Below are 15,762 nucleotides of genomic sequence, written 5' to 3'. Positions count from 1 at the left end.
GGGGACGGGTCTGAAGGACCCCTCGCTGCGCCGCTCCGTCGCTCTCTTCCGTGCCTTCCTCAACGAGCAGGACGACCCTGACGCCTGCTACTCACTGCTCGCCCGTGACGCCGTCGACCAAGTGGAGTCGTACGACGGTCCGGTGAACGACCGGACCGTCGTGGACGTCGGCGGTGGTGGCGGCTGGTTCACCGAGGAGTTCCGGCGGCGCGGCGCGCACGCCTACCTCTTCGAGCCGGACGTACAAGAACTCGGCGAGAAGCCGCCCGAGGGCGCGGTCGTCGCGGACGGCTATCTGCTGCCGCTCGCGGACGGCGTCGCCGACGTCTGCTTCTCCTCCAATGTCCTCGAGCATGTGGCCGACCCGCAGACCTTCATCAGTGAGATGGTCCGCGTCACCAAGCCCGGCGGACTCATCTACGTGTCGTTCACCAACTGGCTGTCCCCCTGGGGCGGCCATGAGTGGGCGCCCTGGCACTACTTCGGTGCCGAGCGGGCCCGCGCCCGCTACGAGCGGCGTACCGGCAAGGACGCCAAACACACCCTCGGCGAGAACCTCTTCGCCGTGCATATCGGAACCACCCTCAGGCAGGTGCGCGAGAGAGACGACGTCACGGTCGTCTCGGCGCGCTCCCGCTACTGGCCGTTCCTCGCGGAAACCGTCGCGAAGGCGCCGGGGCTGCGCGAGTTCGCCACCTGGAATCTCCTCCTCATCCTCCGGCGGTATCAATGACCAGTACGGTCCAGTCGGCTCCTCCCCCGGCGCCGACACGTCCCCTCCCTCCTGTGCCGGACCCCCCTGAGGGGCCGCGGTCACGAAGGTGGCTGCTGGGGTTCTGGGCCGTGGTGTTCGTGTTGTTCCTGGCCGTGGACCCGGGGCGGCAGACCTTCGAGACCAAGCTCGGAGTCACGGTCGATCCCTGGCAGTTCATGGCCGACTTGGGTCAGCTCTGGCACGATCGCGGCGGCTTCGGCGGAATCGCGGACCAGTACATCGGTTACGCCTTCCCGATGCTGCCGTACTACGCGCTGACCGATCTGCTGGGCATACCGGTGTGGCTCGCCGAGCGCCTGTGGCTGTCGCTCGTCGTGAGCGTCGCCTTCTGGGGTGCGCTGCGGCTGGCCGAGCGGCTCGGCATCGGCAGCCGCCCCTCTCGGCTGCTCGGCGCGGTGGTGTACGCGCTGTGGCCGGTGTTCACGATCGTCGTCGGCTCGACCTCGGCGGCTGCGCTGCCGGGCGCGATGCTGCCGTGGGTGCTGTTGCCGCTGACCAACGAGCGCTACAGCGCGCGCATCGCCGCCCTGCGCTCAGCGCTGCTCATCCCCTTCATGGGCGGTGTCAACGCGGCGACAACTCTGGCCGCCCTGCTGCCCGTTGGCCTGTATCTCCTGTCGCGCCCGCGCGGTCCGCGGCAGCGCAAGCTGATCGCCTGGTGGGTGCCGGGGGTGATCCTGGCGACGGCCTGGTGGGTCATTCCGCTGCTGCTGCTCGGCATCTACGGCGAGAACTTCCTTCCGTACATCGAGAGTTCGCAGACCACGACGGCCACCATGTCGGCCACGGAGATGCTGCGCGGCGCCGGTAACTGGGTCGCCTATCTGTACTTCGGCGAGGCCTGGCTGCCCGCCGGCTGGACCGTCGCCTCCTCGGTCCTCGTCATCGTCTGCTCGGCCCTCGCGGCCGGTCTCGGTCTCGCCGGGCTCGCCCGCCGCGATCTGCCCGAGCGGCGCTGGCTGGTCCTGGTCGTGCTGTCAGTCGCGCTCATCACCCTCGCCGGGTACGCCGGTTCGTTCGGCGCACCCTTCCACGAGATCTTCCAGGGCTGGCTGGACGGCGCCCTGGCGCCCTTCCGCAACATCTACAAGTTCCAGGTGGGCCTCGCCCTCGCGCTGGCCTTCGGGCTGATGCACCTGGTCGGCGTCGCCTCCGAGACGCGGGGCGCCCGTCCCGTACGCGGCCGGCGGTACGTCACGCTGATCGCGGCGGTCCTCGTGCTGCCCGGTCTCGCCCTGCCCTACCTCAACGGGTCGATCCTGCAGCCGGGTTCGTTCCAGGAGCTCCCCAAGTACTGGCAGGCCACGGCCGACTGGCTGGAGAAGCACTCCCCCGACTCCCGCGCCCTCGTCGTCCCCGCCACCGCGCACGGCATCTACACCTGGGGCTCCCCCATCGACCAGCCCCTCGACGTGCTCGCCGAATCCCGGTGGGCCCAGCGGGACTACGTACCGTTCGGCACCGCGGGCAACCGGCGCGCCATGGACGCCGTCGAGCAGGCACTGCTGACCGGCGGCGAAGTCCCAGGACTGGCCGACTACTTGAGCCGCTCCGGGCTCCACTACGTCGTCGTACGCAACGACCTCGACCCGGACCAGATGGGCCACGTACCGAGCACAACCGTCAAGCGCACCCTGGAGGAGTCGGGCTACCGCCGGGTGACCGGCCTCGGCCCGGTGATGACGGGCGGGACGATCCCGGAGGACACCCCGGTGCAGGTCGAGGGCCTGTATCCGCGGCACCGCGCCGTCGAGATCTACGAGCCGGCCGATGAGGATGTGCCGCGGCCCGGCCAGGCCGGGCTGAAGGCGGTCGCCGACACGGCCGTCGTCTCCGGCGGGCCCGAGGCACTGCTGCCGGTGTCCGCCGATCCCGCGATGCGGGGCCGGGCCGCGGTGCTGACCGGTGACAACCACCCCGGGCTCGGCACTCCTCCGCTCCAGGTGACGGGTGACGGGATGCGTCGCGCGGACACACGGTTCGGTCTTGTCAACGCCAACACCTCGTACACGTACACCCGCGACGAACGCAATCACTCCGGCAGCTTCCAGGACGCCGGTGAGAAGCCGCACCAGATCCTGCCGACGGAGGGCATCGAGCACCAGACGGTGGCCGAACTGCGCGGCGCCAAATCGGTGACCGCGTCGTCGAGCGGCAACTGGCTGTTCTATCTGCCGCAGTACGACCCGGTGAACGCCTTCGACGGCAACCCCAACACCGCGTGGGCCGAAGGCGCCTCCGGCTCGGCGGACGGCGAGTGGCTGCGGATCGGCTTCACGGAGAAGACCGACATCCCCTCCTCGATCCGGGTCACGCCGCTGCCGCAGGACAGCGTCCGCTCGGCGCCGACACGGGTGAAGGTCGAGACCGAACGCGGCTCGAAGACGAGCTTCCTCCAGGCCAACGGCATGCGGCAGCGCATCAAGGCGCCTGAGGGCGAGACGGACTGGCTGCGGATCACGATCGTCGACTCGGTGGCCCGGCATGCCGGTCTCACCGGGGCCGGGTTCTCCGAGATCAGCATCCCCGACGTCCAGGTGACCCGCATGCTGCGGCTCCCGAAGGACGCGGAGCGCTCCGAGGCCGCCACCGAGGTCGTCTCGCTGCACCGGGCGTACGACCCGGGCGGCTTCTCCCCGACGGGCACGGAAGCGGGCCTGCACCGCCGCTGGAACTCCGAGGCGTCGGGCTCGTACGAGGTGAAGGCGAGCGCGGTCCCGGTTCCGGGTGCCGAACTCGACGAGCTGCTCTACCGGGTGGCGCCCGAGCAGCAGAACCAGATCATCGCGACCGCCGACTCCACGGCCGGACTCGGTGTCGGTCTGTCGCCGCGCAATCTCACCGACGGCGATCTGACCACCGCCTGGATCGCCGGGGACAACCCCACGATCCATCTGCGCTGGCCGGACAAGCAGGCCATCGACGAGATCGTGCTGCCGCCCGCGGGCGGCCTGTCCACCCGGGCCACCAAGGTGGACATCAGCTCGCCGGACGGCGCGGCGATCGCCGGTGTCGACGAGAACGGCAACGTCCGCTTCCCCGAGATCACCACCAACGAGCTGAGCATCACGATCACCGACACGGCTCAGATGAAGGTCCACAACCCGGTCGTCGACGACGATCTGCAACTGCCGGTCGGCCTCACCGAGGCGTACGTCCCGGCACTCGACGAGTACCGCACCGAGCAGCCCGACGAGGACCGCACCTTCGACCTGCCGTGCGGCCAGGGCCCGGACCTCGCCGTGGACGACGAGCTGTACCAGACCAGCGCGAAGGGCACCGTCCAGGACCTCACGGAGCGGCGCCCCATCGAGATCACGCTCTGCCAGCGGGGCCGCGCGGACACCTCGCTCTCCCTCGACTCGGGCGCGCACCGCGTCGAGGCGGGCGACGCCGGCCCGCTGGCCGTCACGAACGTCACGCTGACCCGCGGCACGGTCACGGCACCCGCCGCGGCCGAGCGTGAGCTGGAGATACGTGACTGGCTGGGCGACCGCCGCGAGGTGAGCGCCGGCTCGGGCGCGGCCTCGTACCTGACGACGTACGAGAACTTCAACGAAGGCTGGAAGGCCACGCTGAACGGCGACGAACTGGACCCGGTCCGGCTCGACGGCTGGCAGCAGGGCTGGCGGATCCCGGCGGGCGAGGGCGGCACCATCAAGCTCTCGTACGAGCCCTCCACGACGTACGAGGCCGGGCTGATCGGCGGCGGCGTCGGGGTACTCGCACTCGCGGGCCTCGTCCTGTTCCGCCGCCGCTCGCCCAACACCGACCAGCCCTCGCCGCTGCCGCCCGCCCCCGGGATGATCCTGGGCACCGTGGCGCTCACGCTGGTGGCCGCCGTGATCGCCGGGTTCTTCGCCCTGCTGGTGCCGGTGCTCGCGCTCATCGCATGGAAGCGGCACACGCTGCTGGTGCCGATCGCGTTCCTCGCCCTCGCGGGCGCCGGGATCGCCGCCGCCACGGGCGCGGGGACGCCGGCCTCGGCGGACGAGGGGTCCTTCGGACAGGCGGCCCAACTCCTTGCGCTGATCGGGCTGTTCGCGGGCCTGGTGTCGGTACGGGGCGACGAGCTGGCGCCTCAGGGGGCTGTGCCTCCGGGGACGCAGTCCGGAGGTCCCGGTGGCTTCGGTGTTCTTCCGCCTGTGCCGCCGCCCGGGCCTGCGCCCGCGCTCGGCCCGGAGGCGCCGACGGCAGCGCTGCCGCATCGGCAGCGCGGGGAGACGTACGGGCCGGACGCATCCGGGACGGCGTCTCCGTCGGGGGCGCCCGAGGCCGGGTCTCCGTCGGGGGCGCCCGAAGCCGGGTCTCCGTCGGGGGCGGGTGCCGATCCGGGTGCGCCGGGAGGAGTGCTGCCGCCGCCCCGGACGTCTGAGGAGTCGCAGGAGCCGGGTCCCGAGACACCGCCGAAGTACGAGGCCGGGCCCACCGTTTCCGCGCGGGGTCCCGAGTCCGACCGGCGGATCCCCGATCCGCCGACCGTCCGCTTCCCGCTCCGTAAGCCGAAGTTGAAGGCGACGCGTCCCGAGGAGACGGAAGCGGCGGAACCGCGGGACAAGGAAGAGACGGGGGAAGGCGAACCCAAATGACCACCCTGGACCACCCGGCGCGCAACGGCACGGACGGACCCGTACGGCCACCCGCCCGGATCCCGTTCCCCGTCGTGGACGAGGTCGCCCGGCACTGCCTCCAGGAGGAGGAGCCGGAGACCGTCCACATCGAGGTCCACCTGCCGGGCCACCTCGACTCGGCCCGCCTGAAGACGGCTTTCACCGAGGCCCTGCACCGCCACCCCCGCATCCTGATGCGGGAGGCGGCGGGGCCTTGGTACCGCCGCCGCTATGAATGGGAACTCACCGAAGATCCGGACGTCACCGATGTGGTGACGTTCCCGGCTCCGGACCGCGACGCCCTGAAGCACGCCCGCGACAGGGCGCTCGCCGCCGCCCCACCCCTGTCGGCGTCCCCGCCGATCAGGCTGGAGGTGGTCCGGGACCCGGAGGACGACGGCACCGTTCTCTTCCTCACCATCAACCACACCGCCCTTGACGGCCCCGCCTGCCTGAGGGTCCTGGCCACGGCGGCCGAGGTCTACGGCGGGCGCGACAACGCGCCCGCCGCGCCCCCCAACCGCACAGCGGGCAACGTCCCCACGGAAGTTGACGCCCCTTCCAGCTGGACCCCGCCCGCCCGGGTCGCCCACGGCACCCCCGAGCCCTCCCCCGGCAACGGCATGCTCGTGTCCGAGCTGAACGTGCCGCACCGCCCCAAGGGCTCCCCCTACACCGTGAACGACCAGCTCATGGTGGCCACCGCGATGATGCTCGCCCACTGGAACCGGGAGCACGGCGCCCGCCCCCGGCCGATGCGCATCACGATGCCGGTGGACGACCGGCCGCGCGGCACGGACATGCCCATAGGCAACGGCACCCGGCTCGTCGAAGTCCCCTTCTCACCCGAGGAGCTGGACGCCTCCGACCTGTCCGGCCTGTTGCGTCGTACGGCCGACCGCACGCGCGCTCTCAAGGCGCAGCCCCGACCCCAACTCGGCCACGGAGCCGCCCTGTTGACCGCCCCCTGGGCCCCCGTGCCCTGGCGGGCCGCCCTCACCAGAGGGCTGCGCAAAGCCGCCGCGCCCTGGACCTCGACGACCCTGCTGAGCAACATCGGCCGCGTCCCGTACCCCCTCGACTTCGGCGAGGGAGCGGGCCGCGCGACCGCGGTGTGGTTCTCCGCGCCCGCGCGCATGCCCCGCGGCCTGACCGTCACGACGGCCGCCACGGCGGGCAAGCTGCACCTGGCGCTGCGCTGGTCCCGCACCCTCCTCAGCCACGGCGACGGCTGCCACCTCCGCGACCTGTTCGAGCACTACCTGCACGCGACGGAACACGCGGAAGAGTCCAAAGCGGCACCCAAGAGGGACAAACCCACGAAGTCCGCGAGGGGGAACGGCGCATGACCACCGCCCCGCCCACCCGCGAACGACCGCACGGACTACGGGACTTCTACGAGGACCCGGACGTCACCGTCGCCTCCGGCACCCCCCGCAGCCTCCGCCAGGCCCGGATGCTCGCCGAAGCCCTCGGCCCGGCCACCTCCGGCGCACAGACCGTCATCGACATCGGCTGCGGCGACGGCAGCGCCGCCGCGACCGCCGCCCCGCTCCTCGCGGGCCACCGCATCATCGGCGTCGACTGGTCCCATGACGCCCTGAAGCGCGCGCACACCCACATCCCGTACGTGGTTCGCGGCGAACTCACCGACGGCGGGCTGCCGTTCAAGTCCGGCTGCGCCGACGCCGTCCTGTTCAGCGAGGTCGTCGAACACCTCGTGGACCCCGACGCGGCCCTCGACGAGATCCACCGGATCCTGCGCCCCGGAGGTCATCTCATGCTCTCCACCCCGAACCTGGCCGCCTGGTACAACCGGGCCCTGCTCCTCGCCGGAGTCCAGCCCGTCTTCTCCGAGGTGAGCCTGCGCGCCATCCACGGCCGCCCAGGGCAGGAGGTCGTAGGTCATCTGCGGCTCTACACCGCCCGCGCGCTACGGGAGTTCGTGGCCGCGTCCGGCTTCGAGGTCGTACGACTGCGGGGGGCGCCCTTCCACGGCGTACCGCGCCCGATGCGTCCACTGGACCGGCTGGCCTGCCGGGCTCCATCCATGTCCTCGATCCTGCTCCTTCACGCTCGGAGGACGTAGCCCATGTGGTGGGGGGTAGCCGCGGCACTGCTGGCCAACGTTCTGTACAGCACCGGTTTCGTCCTGGAGAAACGGGCGCTGGCGGCCATGCCCTCGGTGAGCGTCCGCGAACCGGCGCGGCTGCTGCGGCTCGTCCTCGGCAGCCCGCTGTGGATCGGCGGCTCCCTCGCCCTGGCCAGCGGCTTCGGCGCCCAGCTCGTCGTCTACCGCACCCTGCCGATCGCCGCCGCCCAGGGCATCTTCGTCTCCGGCCTGGTCATCCTCGTCCTGCTCTCCTCGAAGCTGCTCGGCGAGGAGACCTCCGGCCGCGAGCGGTACGCACTCGGCGCCATCCTCGCCGCCCTGCTGATGGTCGTCCTGTCGCTGAACGAACAGTCCGACACGGTCAGCCGCAGCGCCCCCGTCTCGACGATCCTGCTGGTCTGCCTGCCGACGCTGGCGATGGGTGTGTGGCTGTACGGCTCGGCCGAGCACCGCGCGCGGCGCCGGCACCGGATGCCGACCACGGGCGTCGAATACGGCGTGGCGGTGGGCCTGTTGTACGGGGTCAGCTCGCTGGCCATCAAGGGCGTGTCGAGCTACCTGACGACGAGTGGCCTCGGCGGCGCGGTACTCGACCTGCTGATCTCCCCGTATCCGTACATCCTGATGTTCACCGGCGCGTTCGGCCTGATCATGTCGCAGGCGGCGCTGCAACGCTGCCGGGCCTCGCTGATCGTGCCGGTCTGTACGACGGTGACCTGCCTGTTCACGGCGATCCTCGGCACGCTCGCGTTCGGCGAGGCGCTCCCCGAGGACCCGGTACGGCTCGCCCTGCGCCTCGGCGGCACGGCGCTGGCGGTCTCCGTACTCCTCGCGATGCCCAAACACGACCCGCCGGCGAAGCCGAAGCCCGGGCCGGCGAAGCCGGAGCCCCGGTCGTCGGAGCCCGGACCGCCGCCGGTGTCGGAACCCCGGGCGTCGGATCCGGAACCGCCGCCGGAGCCGGAGCCCCGGCCGCTGGAGCCCGGACCGCCGCCGGAGCCGGAGCCCCGACCGTTGGAGCCCGGACCGCCGTCGGTGTCGGAACCCCGGGCGTCGGATCCGGAACGGCCGCCGGAGCCGGAGCCCCGGCCGTCTGAGCCGGAACCACCGCCGGAGCCGGAGCCCCGACCGTCGGGTCCGGAACCGTCGGCGAAGCCGGAGCCCAGGCTGTCGGACCTGGTACCGCCGGCGAAGCCGGAACCCAGGCCGTCTGAGCCGGAACCACCGCCGGTGTCGGAGCCCCGGCCTTCGGAGCCGGAGCCCCGGCCTTCGGAGCCGGAACCGCGGCCGGTGTCGGCATGGTTTTCGAAGTCCGGGTGGCCGACGGAGCCCGAGCCCCGCTCGGAAATCGAACCGCCTCCGGACCATGAGCCGACATCGGAGTCCGAGCGGCCGTCGCCGTCCGAACGGCCCCCGGAGTCCGACTCCCTGTCGGAGCCCGAATCCCCGTCGGAGCCCGACCAGAGCCCGGAACCCGATTCCCCGTCGGAGCCCGACCAGAGCCCGGAACCCGATTCCCCATCGGAGCCCGAGCGGCCGCCGGAATCCGAGCGGTCATCCGAGACCGAGCGGCCCCCGGACACCGAGCGGTCACCCCAGACCGAACGGTCCCCGGACACCGAGCGGTCACCCCAGACCGAACGGTCCCCGGACACCGAACGGTCCCCGGACACCGAGCGGTCCCCGGACACCGAACCGGCAGCGAAGCCCGAACGCCCCACCCCCACCCGAGAGTTGACCCCACCATGAACCCTGACGACCCCCTGCTGAAGATCCTGGCGTGCCCGCTGGACAAAGGGCCCCTGCACCTCCTCGCACAGGAACCGGATGAGCCCGGAGGGCCGGGCGACGCCCTCTACAACCCACGCCTGCAACGCCGTTACCCGATCATCGACGGCATACCCCAGCTCCTCCCGTCCTCCGGCGAGCAGGTCACGGAAGAGGAACACGAGAAGCTGCTGCTGCGTATAACTGGGGGGAACCCCCAGACCCCCGGGATCGCCCCATGACCCTGGCCGCCCGACTAGCCCCCTTCATCCCGCTCCGCCTCGTCGCCGCCGCGGCCCGGCTCGTCTACCCGCGCTTCGAGCCCGAGCTGGCCCGGCTCCCCGAGCTGTGCCCGCCGGACTGCGGCACGGCCGTGGACGTCGGCGGCTGGTACGGCCCCTGGACGCGCCGTCTGTCGGACCGGGCCCGCCGTGTCGTGACCGTCGAACCGGTCCCGCACCTGGCCCGCCTGCTGACCGACGCCACCCCCGGCAACGTACGCGTGGTCCGCGCCGCCGCCAGCGACCAGCAGGGCACCGCCCGGCTCTGGCTGCCGCCCGGCGACCAGGGCGACCGCGGCGTCTCCTCGCTCATCCGCCGGGACATCCACGCCCGCGCCCTGGACGTCCCCTGCGTCACCCTGGACAGCCTGGACCTGCACGACGTCGGCTTCATCAAAATCGACGTCGACGGCAACGAACTCGCGGTCCTGAACGGCGCCACCACCCTGCTGACCCGCGACCGGCCGGCCCTGTTCATCGAGCTGGAGGCCCGTATCCAGCCGATCGCCCCGGTCGTCTCCCACCTCGCCCAGCACGGTTACGAGGGCTGGGTCCTGCCCGGCGACACCTGGCTTCCCCTGTCCTCCTTCGACCTGGAGGCCCACCAGGCACGCGCCTCCCACGTCGTCTCCCAGGGCCTGCTCCGCCGGGTGCTCCCGTTCCGCGGCAACGGCTACATCCGGTACGTGAACTCCGTACTGTTCCTCCCCGACGGCCGCCGCCCGGGCGAGCGACTCGTACGCGACGAGCGGTCCGTACCCGATGACCCGTCCGTACGCGATGACCGATCCGTACGCGATGACCGATCCGTACGTGATGACGGGTCCGTACGCGACGATGGAACGCGTGTCCGCGAGGATGGGACGCATGCCCGCCGCGAAGCGACCCACCCGCCCCTTCACCCGGCTCGACTTCCAGCTCGTCCTGCTGCGCCGTATGGCCGACCACAATCCGGACCTGGTCGAGGAAGCCCGTCATGAACTGGGCGTCTCGATCGCCGAGATGCGTGAGGCCAACCGCCGCTGGCAGGCGATGATCCGCGGCCCCCGCTCCCGCTCGGCCGCCTCCCTCCCCCACTCTCGGCTTCGCTCGAGCGGGGGGTCCCCCATCCACTCCGTCCTCGGCCAGCCGGAGTCGGTGACCACCCGCAAGATCGGCGACCTGGAATGCGAGGCCCGGCTCTGGTCCGTACCCCTGTGGCCGGACCTCCGCTTCGAGGTGCTCCTCGCCTCGAACGGAGTCGTCTGGAACGAGTGGCTCGTACGGGCGCCGGGCGCGACGGGGCCTTCACTGGACACGCTCGACGACCTGACCCCCTGGTCCTGCACGGTGGACGAGGCCGCCCGCGCCTTCGCTCCCGTCCGGCCGCTGGAGGGGACGGCGCCGACGCGGTGGGGGCTGAAGTTCACGGCACCGGATGCGTCGGGCGTACGACGGGACTGCGTGGCGGAGTTCACCTGGGGACTGTTGCAGCGGGTGGCTGTCAGCGGGCAGGCCGCTGCTGGGCAGCCTTGACGATCGCCTCTGCCACGATCGGCACCGAGTCGGTGTGCAGCGAGAGGAAGAGGTTCGGCTCGATCAGCTCGAGCTCCATGACGCGGGGCTCGCCGTCGTCTCCGTCCACGAGGTCGACGCGGGCGTAGAGCAACTCGGGGTCGCCGTCGCCGGGTACCGCCGCCAACGCCCGTTCGGCAACGGCCAGTTCGGCGGAGGACGGCTCCCAGGGCCGGACGTTCGGGTGCGGGACCTTGGCCTCGTCGTAGGCGGTTCCGGGTGAGAGGACGGCGCCCTTGCGTATGGCATGGAGGAAACGCCCGCCGAAGAACTGGAGGGCCCGTTCACCCGCCGTATCGATGCTCCGGACGTACGGCTGCACGATCGCGGCCAGCCCCTCCGCGTGCATCCGCGCGAGATGGCGTACGGCCGTCTCCCGATCCCCTGGCGCGTAACGGGCCGCGTACCGGGCCCCTGCCCCCGAGGTGGGCTTGATGACGTACTCCTGCTCTTCGGGCAGTTCGACCGGGTCTCCAGGCGCGATAAAACGCGTGTCGACGACGGGCACCCCCGCCGCCCCCAGATCCCCCAGGTACCGCTTGTCGGCGTTCCACCGCACGACGTCGACCGGATTGGCGAGCGTCGTGGCGGCCGCGCACCGCTCGGCCCAGGCCACGAACTCCGCGGACCGCCAGGTGTAGTCCCAGGTGGACCGGATGACGACGAGGTCGAAGTCCCCCCACTCGACGTCCGCGTCGTCCCAGCACACGACGACGGCCTCGGCCCCGGCCTCCTCCACCGCGCCCACGAGCACCGGCAGATCGACGTCCCTGCCGCTCTCCACGACCTCCCGGCAGGTGACGAGCGATATTCGGGTACTGCGTGCCACGGCGGACTCCTCGTTCGTACGTCGAAACGGTGCGCCGGTCGATCCCGGCGATCCGGCCCGCAGGCTAACAACCGACAGGAACCGAAGCTCGTGGATTGACCTTCACCTTTGGGGAGGCCCCAGCATCGGTTGCACGACGAGGAACGACCGGCTCGCGAGGCGGGCGCATGGAGATCGCACAGGGAGATCGCGTGGAAATGCAGGGAGATCGCATGGACATGCTGACGATCGGGGCGTTCGCCAAGGCGTGCCGGCTGTCGCCGAAGGCGCTTCGGCTGTACGACGAGCTGGAGTTGCTGCGGCCGGCGCGGGTGGACCCGGAGAGCGGGTACCGCTACTACGCGCCGGAGCAGCTTGAGCAGGCGCGTCTGGTGGCGTGGCTGCGGCGGCTCGGGATGCCGTTGGCCCGGATACGCGAGGTCTGTGCCCTGGAGGCGGTTGAACCGGCTGCCGCCGCGGCGGAGATCCGCGCGTACTGGGCGCGGGTCGAGGCCGAGACGGCGACCCGCCGCGACCTGGCGGCCTTCCTCGTCGACCACCTCTCACAGGTTCCGAGGAAGGACACCACCATGCTGGAACTGCGTTACGCCGCCCTCTCCGACACCGGCCTCGTCCGCCCCGCCAACCAGGACACCGCCTACGCGGGCACCCGCGTCTTGGCCGTAGCGGACGGCTTCGGCCCGGCGGGAGCGCCCGCCAGTACGGCCGCGGTCGAGGCCCTCAAGTTCCTGGACACCGAGCCGCTCCCGGCGGGCAGCGTCCTCAACCTCCTGGAAGACGCGGTCCAGGGCGCGACCCAGGCGGTCCAGGACGCGACCCGGAACCCGAAGGAGGACGGCACCACCCTCACCGCCATGCTCTGGACCGGCTCCCAACTGGCCCTGGTCCACATAGGCGACAGCCGCGCCTACCTCCTGCGCGACGGCTCCCTCTTCCAGATCACCCACGACCACACCATGGTCCAGTCGATGATCGACGAGGGCCGCCTCACCCTGGAGGAAGCGACGGCCCACCCCCAACGCGCGCTTCTCCTGAAGGCGTTGACAGGCGCGGCCCCAGCTCCCGCTCCGGACGTACGCCTGCACGACGCCCAGCCGGGCGACCGCTACCTCCTCTGCTCCGACGGCCTCTCGGCAGTAGTCCCGGACTCGGAGATCCAGGAAACCCTGACCACAATTCCCGCCCCTGAACAGGCAGTTCGCGCCCTGATCGTCGCGGCGAACAACTCCGGCGGCCCGGACAACGTGAGTTGTGTGGTGGCGGACGTGGTGACGGCTGAATCGCGCTGAGCGCGCCGGGCTGAGGTGACGTCACGACCGGATCGGCACCCACAACTCGATCTGGTCGTGCCGCCGGTAGAACTCGACCAGAGGCCGGGTGTCATCGACCGGCAGCATCGCCTCCAACTCGGCCATCCCGTCGCCGATTCGCTCATAGATCTGGGGCGGGTCGCCGACAAGACGACCGCGCAGGTATGAGCCTCCCGGCAAGGTGCCGAGCTCCAGCCCCAGGCGGTCGGGGTGGTCGTCCTCCTTGACCGGCGTGCAGACCGTGTAGGTGTTCTGGCGTACGTCGATCTGCGCGTACATCTTGCGTCCGCGCAGCCCGACCAGCTTCTCGAACGACGGCCAGAGCTGCTGTATTTGAGGCAGCTCATCGAGGGTGGTCTGCTGCATGACGGCGACGTCCGGCCGCTCAATGCGGTCGGGCGTGGCGGGAAATACCGAAGGTGTCATGGCACCCAATACAAGCACCCGGCACTGACATCCGGCCCTGGCCGCGATACGCGGCTACACGGAGTCCCCGGGCCCCTCCCCGCCCCGCTTCCCGATGGAAGCGGGGCGTCTCGTAGCGTTGGCCGGCATGACCACCCTGCAGAAGATCCACGACGTGCCCGTCCTGATGTGCGCCCCCGAGGGCGAACCCATCCGCAGCGAACGCGACGCGCTGGATCTCATAGGCGATGCCGGATATCAGGGCGCCCAGTGGGTCGTCATCCCCGCCGAGCGGTTCGACGAGGCGTTCTTCCAGCTGAGCACGCGTGTCGCCGGAGACGTCATCCAGAAGTTCGTCCAGTACGGCATGGGGATCGTCGTCCTCGGCGGCATCTCCCGTCACACGGAGGCCAGTTCGGCGCTGCGGGACTTCGTCCGGGAGTGCAACCGCGGGCGGCAGGCGTGGTTTCTGGCCGATGCAGACGAGCTGCGCGAGCGGCTCAAGGCGTAGACGGGCCCGGCCTGGGCCACCGCCCCTCCACACAGAACCGGTTCCCCTCCGGGTCGGCCAGCACCACATACGGAGGCTCTTCGGGGCGAGGGTTCTCCGGGTAGTACGGCCAGTCGACACGCTGTGCCCCCAGGGCCACCAAACGCTCGACCTCGTCCTCAAGGCCCCGCTCCCCCGCCTTGAGATCCAGGTGCACCCGGGGAAACTCCTCCGCGGGACTCTCACTCACATCCATCGCGATCGCCACCCCGGAAGCCCCTGGCGGCGGCTCCAGCACGATCCAGTCGTCGCCCTCGAAACGGGGTGGGCGCCGCACGTATCCCAGCGCCTGACGCCAGAACTCCCCCGCTCGCCGGTCGTCACTCACACCCAACGAGATCTGCCCGATCACCGTCATGCGTCCAGATTAGAAGCTCTGTGAAGCAGCGTCAGTGGGGGCGGTGGCTGGCTTTGATGTGGACGCGTTCGCCCTGGGGGCCAAGGATGCTGAGGAATTCCACGGGGTGTTCGTCGGCGTTGCCGAACCAGTGCGGGAGGTGGGTGTCGAATTCGGCGACTTCGCCGTCGGTGAGGATGAAGTCCTTGTCGCCGAGCACTGCGCGCAGGCGGCCGCGCAGGACGTACAGCCAGTGGTAGCCCTCGTGTGAGCGGGGGTCGGGTTCGCGGCCCTCGGTCAGGCCGGCGGGCAGGATGTGCTTGAACGCCTGCAATCCGCCGGGTTTGCGGGTCAGCGGGACGACCGTCATGCCGTTGCGGCTGAACGGCTGCGGATACACCCGGGGGTCGAGGTCGGCCGGGGACGATGCGGAGTTTTGGGCGATGCGGGCGAGGGCCTTCTGGTCGATCGTGTTGAGCGAGTCGAGGACGATGCGGCGTACGGAGCGCAGGTGTGTGGGCGCTGCCAGGTGCACGAGGTCGAAGCCGGCGTCGGTGAGTTCGGCGAGGGTGTAACGGCCGTCGGCCGGGTCGGGTTTCCGTACGACCCGGCCGCGCTGTTCACAGCGTTTGACGCCGTTGGACAGGCGGGAGAGCGACCCGCTGGCGAGGAGGGCGAGTTCTCCTCACCGCCATCGTCGGCTCCGGGAGCAGCGTCAGTTGACCGTGGGCAGGCGGCACGGATCGATGCGTTCCTCGGCTGCCGAGTCGCCGTCGCGCTTCACGATGTACGCCCCCTTGCCCGGCAACTCCGTGACGGCTTCCGTCAGTTCGGTGCCGCGGTAGACCAGGCCCACTCCGTCGTCGGTGCAGTGCGTCGTGGGCAGGGTGCCGTCCGCGACGAGGCGGTGTACCAGGGGGCGGCGGCCTGGGTCGGTGTCGTAGTGGACGCCGTTGCCGTACGGGAGGAAGCCCAATGCGTTGGTGAGCGGGCGGAGTTCGGGGCCGAAGGAGTCCGTGGTGCCGCCCTGGAACCAGCAGATCGAGCCCGCGCTGACGCCGCTGAGGACGACGCCCGCGCGCCAGGCACGGCGGAGGATGTCGTCCAGGCCGTGCACTTGCCATACCGCGAGGAGGTTCGCCACCGAGCCGCCCATGACCCAGACGACGTCCTGGTCGAGGACGGTGGCCTCCACGTCCTCGTGGTTGGGCATCGGGAAGAGCTGGAGGGG

General features: G+C 71.0%; 12 protein-coding genes and 3 pseudogenes. 10 read left to right on the top strand and 5 right to left on the bottom strand.

The features are described from left to right. Window positions 1-10: 10 nt before the first annotated feature. The 8 genes and pseudogenes from OHT21_RS32850 to OHT21_RS32815 all read left to right on the top strand — a co-directional run bounded on the left by OHT21_RS32850 (window position 11) and on the right by OHT21_RS32815 (window position 11,061). Window positions 11-733 carry a class I SAM-dependent methyltransferase gene (locus OHT21_RS32850; RefSeq protein WP_328774310.1) on the top strand — a complete coding sequence of 241 codons (723 nt, stop codon included), beginning with the start codon at window positions 11-13 and terminating at the stop codon, window positions 731-733. After that, window positions 730-5,364 (top strand): alpha-(1->3)-arabinofuranosyltransferase, encoded by a 4,635-nt coding sequence (locus tag OHT21_RS32845; protein WP_328771886.1) that lies wholly within the window; start codon window positions 730-732, stop codon window positions 5,362-5,364. Before OHT21_RS32850 ends, OHT21_RS32845 begins: the two co-directional genes overlap by 4 nt. After that, window positions 5,361-6,734 (top strand): condensation protein, encoded by a 1,374-nt coding sequence (locus tag OHT21_RS32840; RefSeq protein ID WP_328771885.1) that lies wholly within the window; start codon window positions 5,361-5,363, stop codon window positions 6,732-6,734. Before OHT21_RS32845 ends, OHT21_RS32840 begins: the two co-directional genes overlap by 4 nt. Further along, the gene (locus tag OHT21_RS32835; RefSeq protein WP_328771884.1) at window positions 6,731-7,474 is read left to right on the top strand and encodes a class I SAM-dependent methyltransferase; all 744 of its coding nucleotides are present in this window, start codon (window positions 6,731-6,733) and stop codon (window positions 7,472-7,474) included. Before OHT21_RS32840 ends, OHT21_RS32835 begins: the two co-directional genes overlap by 4 nt. A gap of 3 nt (window positions 7,475-7,477) precedes the next feature. Then, window positions 7,478-8,368: pseudogene (locus OHT21_RS32830) on the top strand (hypothetical protein); the annotation flags it as partial. An 875-nt stretch (window positions 8,369-9,243) separates the two neighbouring features. Continuing rightward, window positions 9,244-9,507, top strand: coding sequence for a Trm112 family protein (locus OHT21_RS32825; protein WP_328771883.1), 264 nt, complete (start codon window positions 9,244-9,246; stop codon window positions 9,505-9,507). Next, a pseudogene (locus OHT21_RS32820) lies at window positions 9,504-10,295 on the top strand (FkbM family methyltransferase); the annotation flags it as partial. The gene OHT21_RS32825 and the pseudogene OHT21_RS32820, both read left to right, overlap by 4 nt. Before the next feature lie 109 nt (window positions 10,296-10,404). Next, complete coding sequence (locus tag OHT21_RS32815; RefSeq protein ID WP_328774309.1) at window positions 10,405-11,061, top strand: hypothetical protein; 657 nt, start codon at window positions 10,405-10,407, stop codon at window positions 11,059-11,061. On the opposite strand, the gene OHT21_RS32810 is transcribed toward OHT21_RS32815, so the two are convergent. Further along, a complete protein-coding gene (locus tag OHT21_RS32810) occupies window positions 11,030-11,929 on the bottom strand; it encodes an ATP-grasp domain-containing protein (protein WP_328771882.1) in 900 nt (299 codons plus the stop codon). The two genes, OHT21_RS32815 and OHT21_RS32810, sit on opposite strands and share 32 nt — an antisense overlap. 212 nt (window positions 11,930-12,141) lie before the next feature. Between OHT21_RS32810 and OHT21_RS32805 the strand changes: the two genes are divergently transcribed. Then, window positions 12,142-13,218 (top strand): MerR family transcriptional regulator, encoded by a 1,077-nt coding sequence (locus OHT21_RS32805; protein WP_328771881.1) that lies wholly within the window; start codon window positions 12,142-12,144, stop codon window positions 13,216-13,218. Between the two features lie 21 nt (window positions 13,219-13,239). Here the strand turns inward: OHT21_RS32805 and OHT21_RS32800 are convergent, their stop codons facing one another. Continuing rightward, a complete protein-coding gene (locus OHT21_RS32800; RefSeq protein WP_328771880.1) occupies window positions 13,240-13,665 on the bottom strand; it encodes a GyrI-like domain-containing protein in 426 nt (141 codons plus the stop codon). Between the two features lie 127 nt (window positions 13,666-13,792). Here OHT21_RS32800 and OHT21_RS32795 point away from each other — a divergent pair, with 127 nt between their 5' ends. After that, a complete protein-coding gene (locus OHT21_RS32795) occupies window positions 13,793-14,155 on the top strand; it encodes a DUF4180 domain-containing protein (RefSeq protein ID WP_328771879.1) in 363 nt (120 codons plus the stop codon). Here the strand turns inward: OHT21_RS32795 and OHT21_RS32790 are convergent. The 3 genes and pseudogenes from OHT21_RS32790 to OHT21_RS32780 form a co-directional block, all read right to left on the bottom strand. After that, entirely contained in the window at window positions 14,145-14,552 is a 408-nt protein-coding gene (locus OHT21_RS32790; protein ID WP_328771878.1) for a VOC family protein, read from the bottom strand. The two genes, OHT21_RS32795 and OHT21_RS32790, sit on opposite strands and share 11 nt — an antisense overlap. 31 nt (window positions 14,553-14,583) lie before the next feature. Further along, window positions 14,584-15,066, bottom strand: coding sequence for a cupin domain-containing protein (locus OHT21_RS32785; RefSeq protein WP_328771877.1), 483 nt, complete (start codon window positions 15,064-15,066; stop codon window positions 14,584-14,586). 180 nt (window positions 15,067-15,246) lie between these two features. Next, window positions 15,247-15,762: pseudogene (locus OHT21_RS32780) on the bottom strand (Type 1 glutamine amidotransferase-like domain-containing protein); the annotation flags it as partial.

It is taken from the genome of Streptomyces sp. NBC_00286, from assembly GCF_036173125.1.
In the GTDB taxonomy this organism is placed as follows: domain Bacteria; phylum Actinomycetota; class Actinomycetes; order Streptomycetales; family Streptomycetaceae; genus Streptomyces.
The sequence above is the reverse complement of the archived record's forward strand: the minus strand, read 5'-3'. Positions and strand labels throughout refer to the sequence as shown.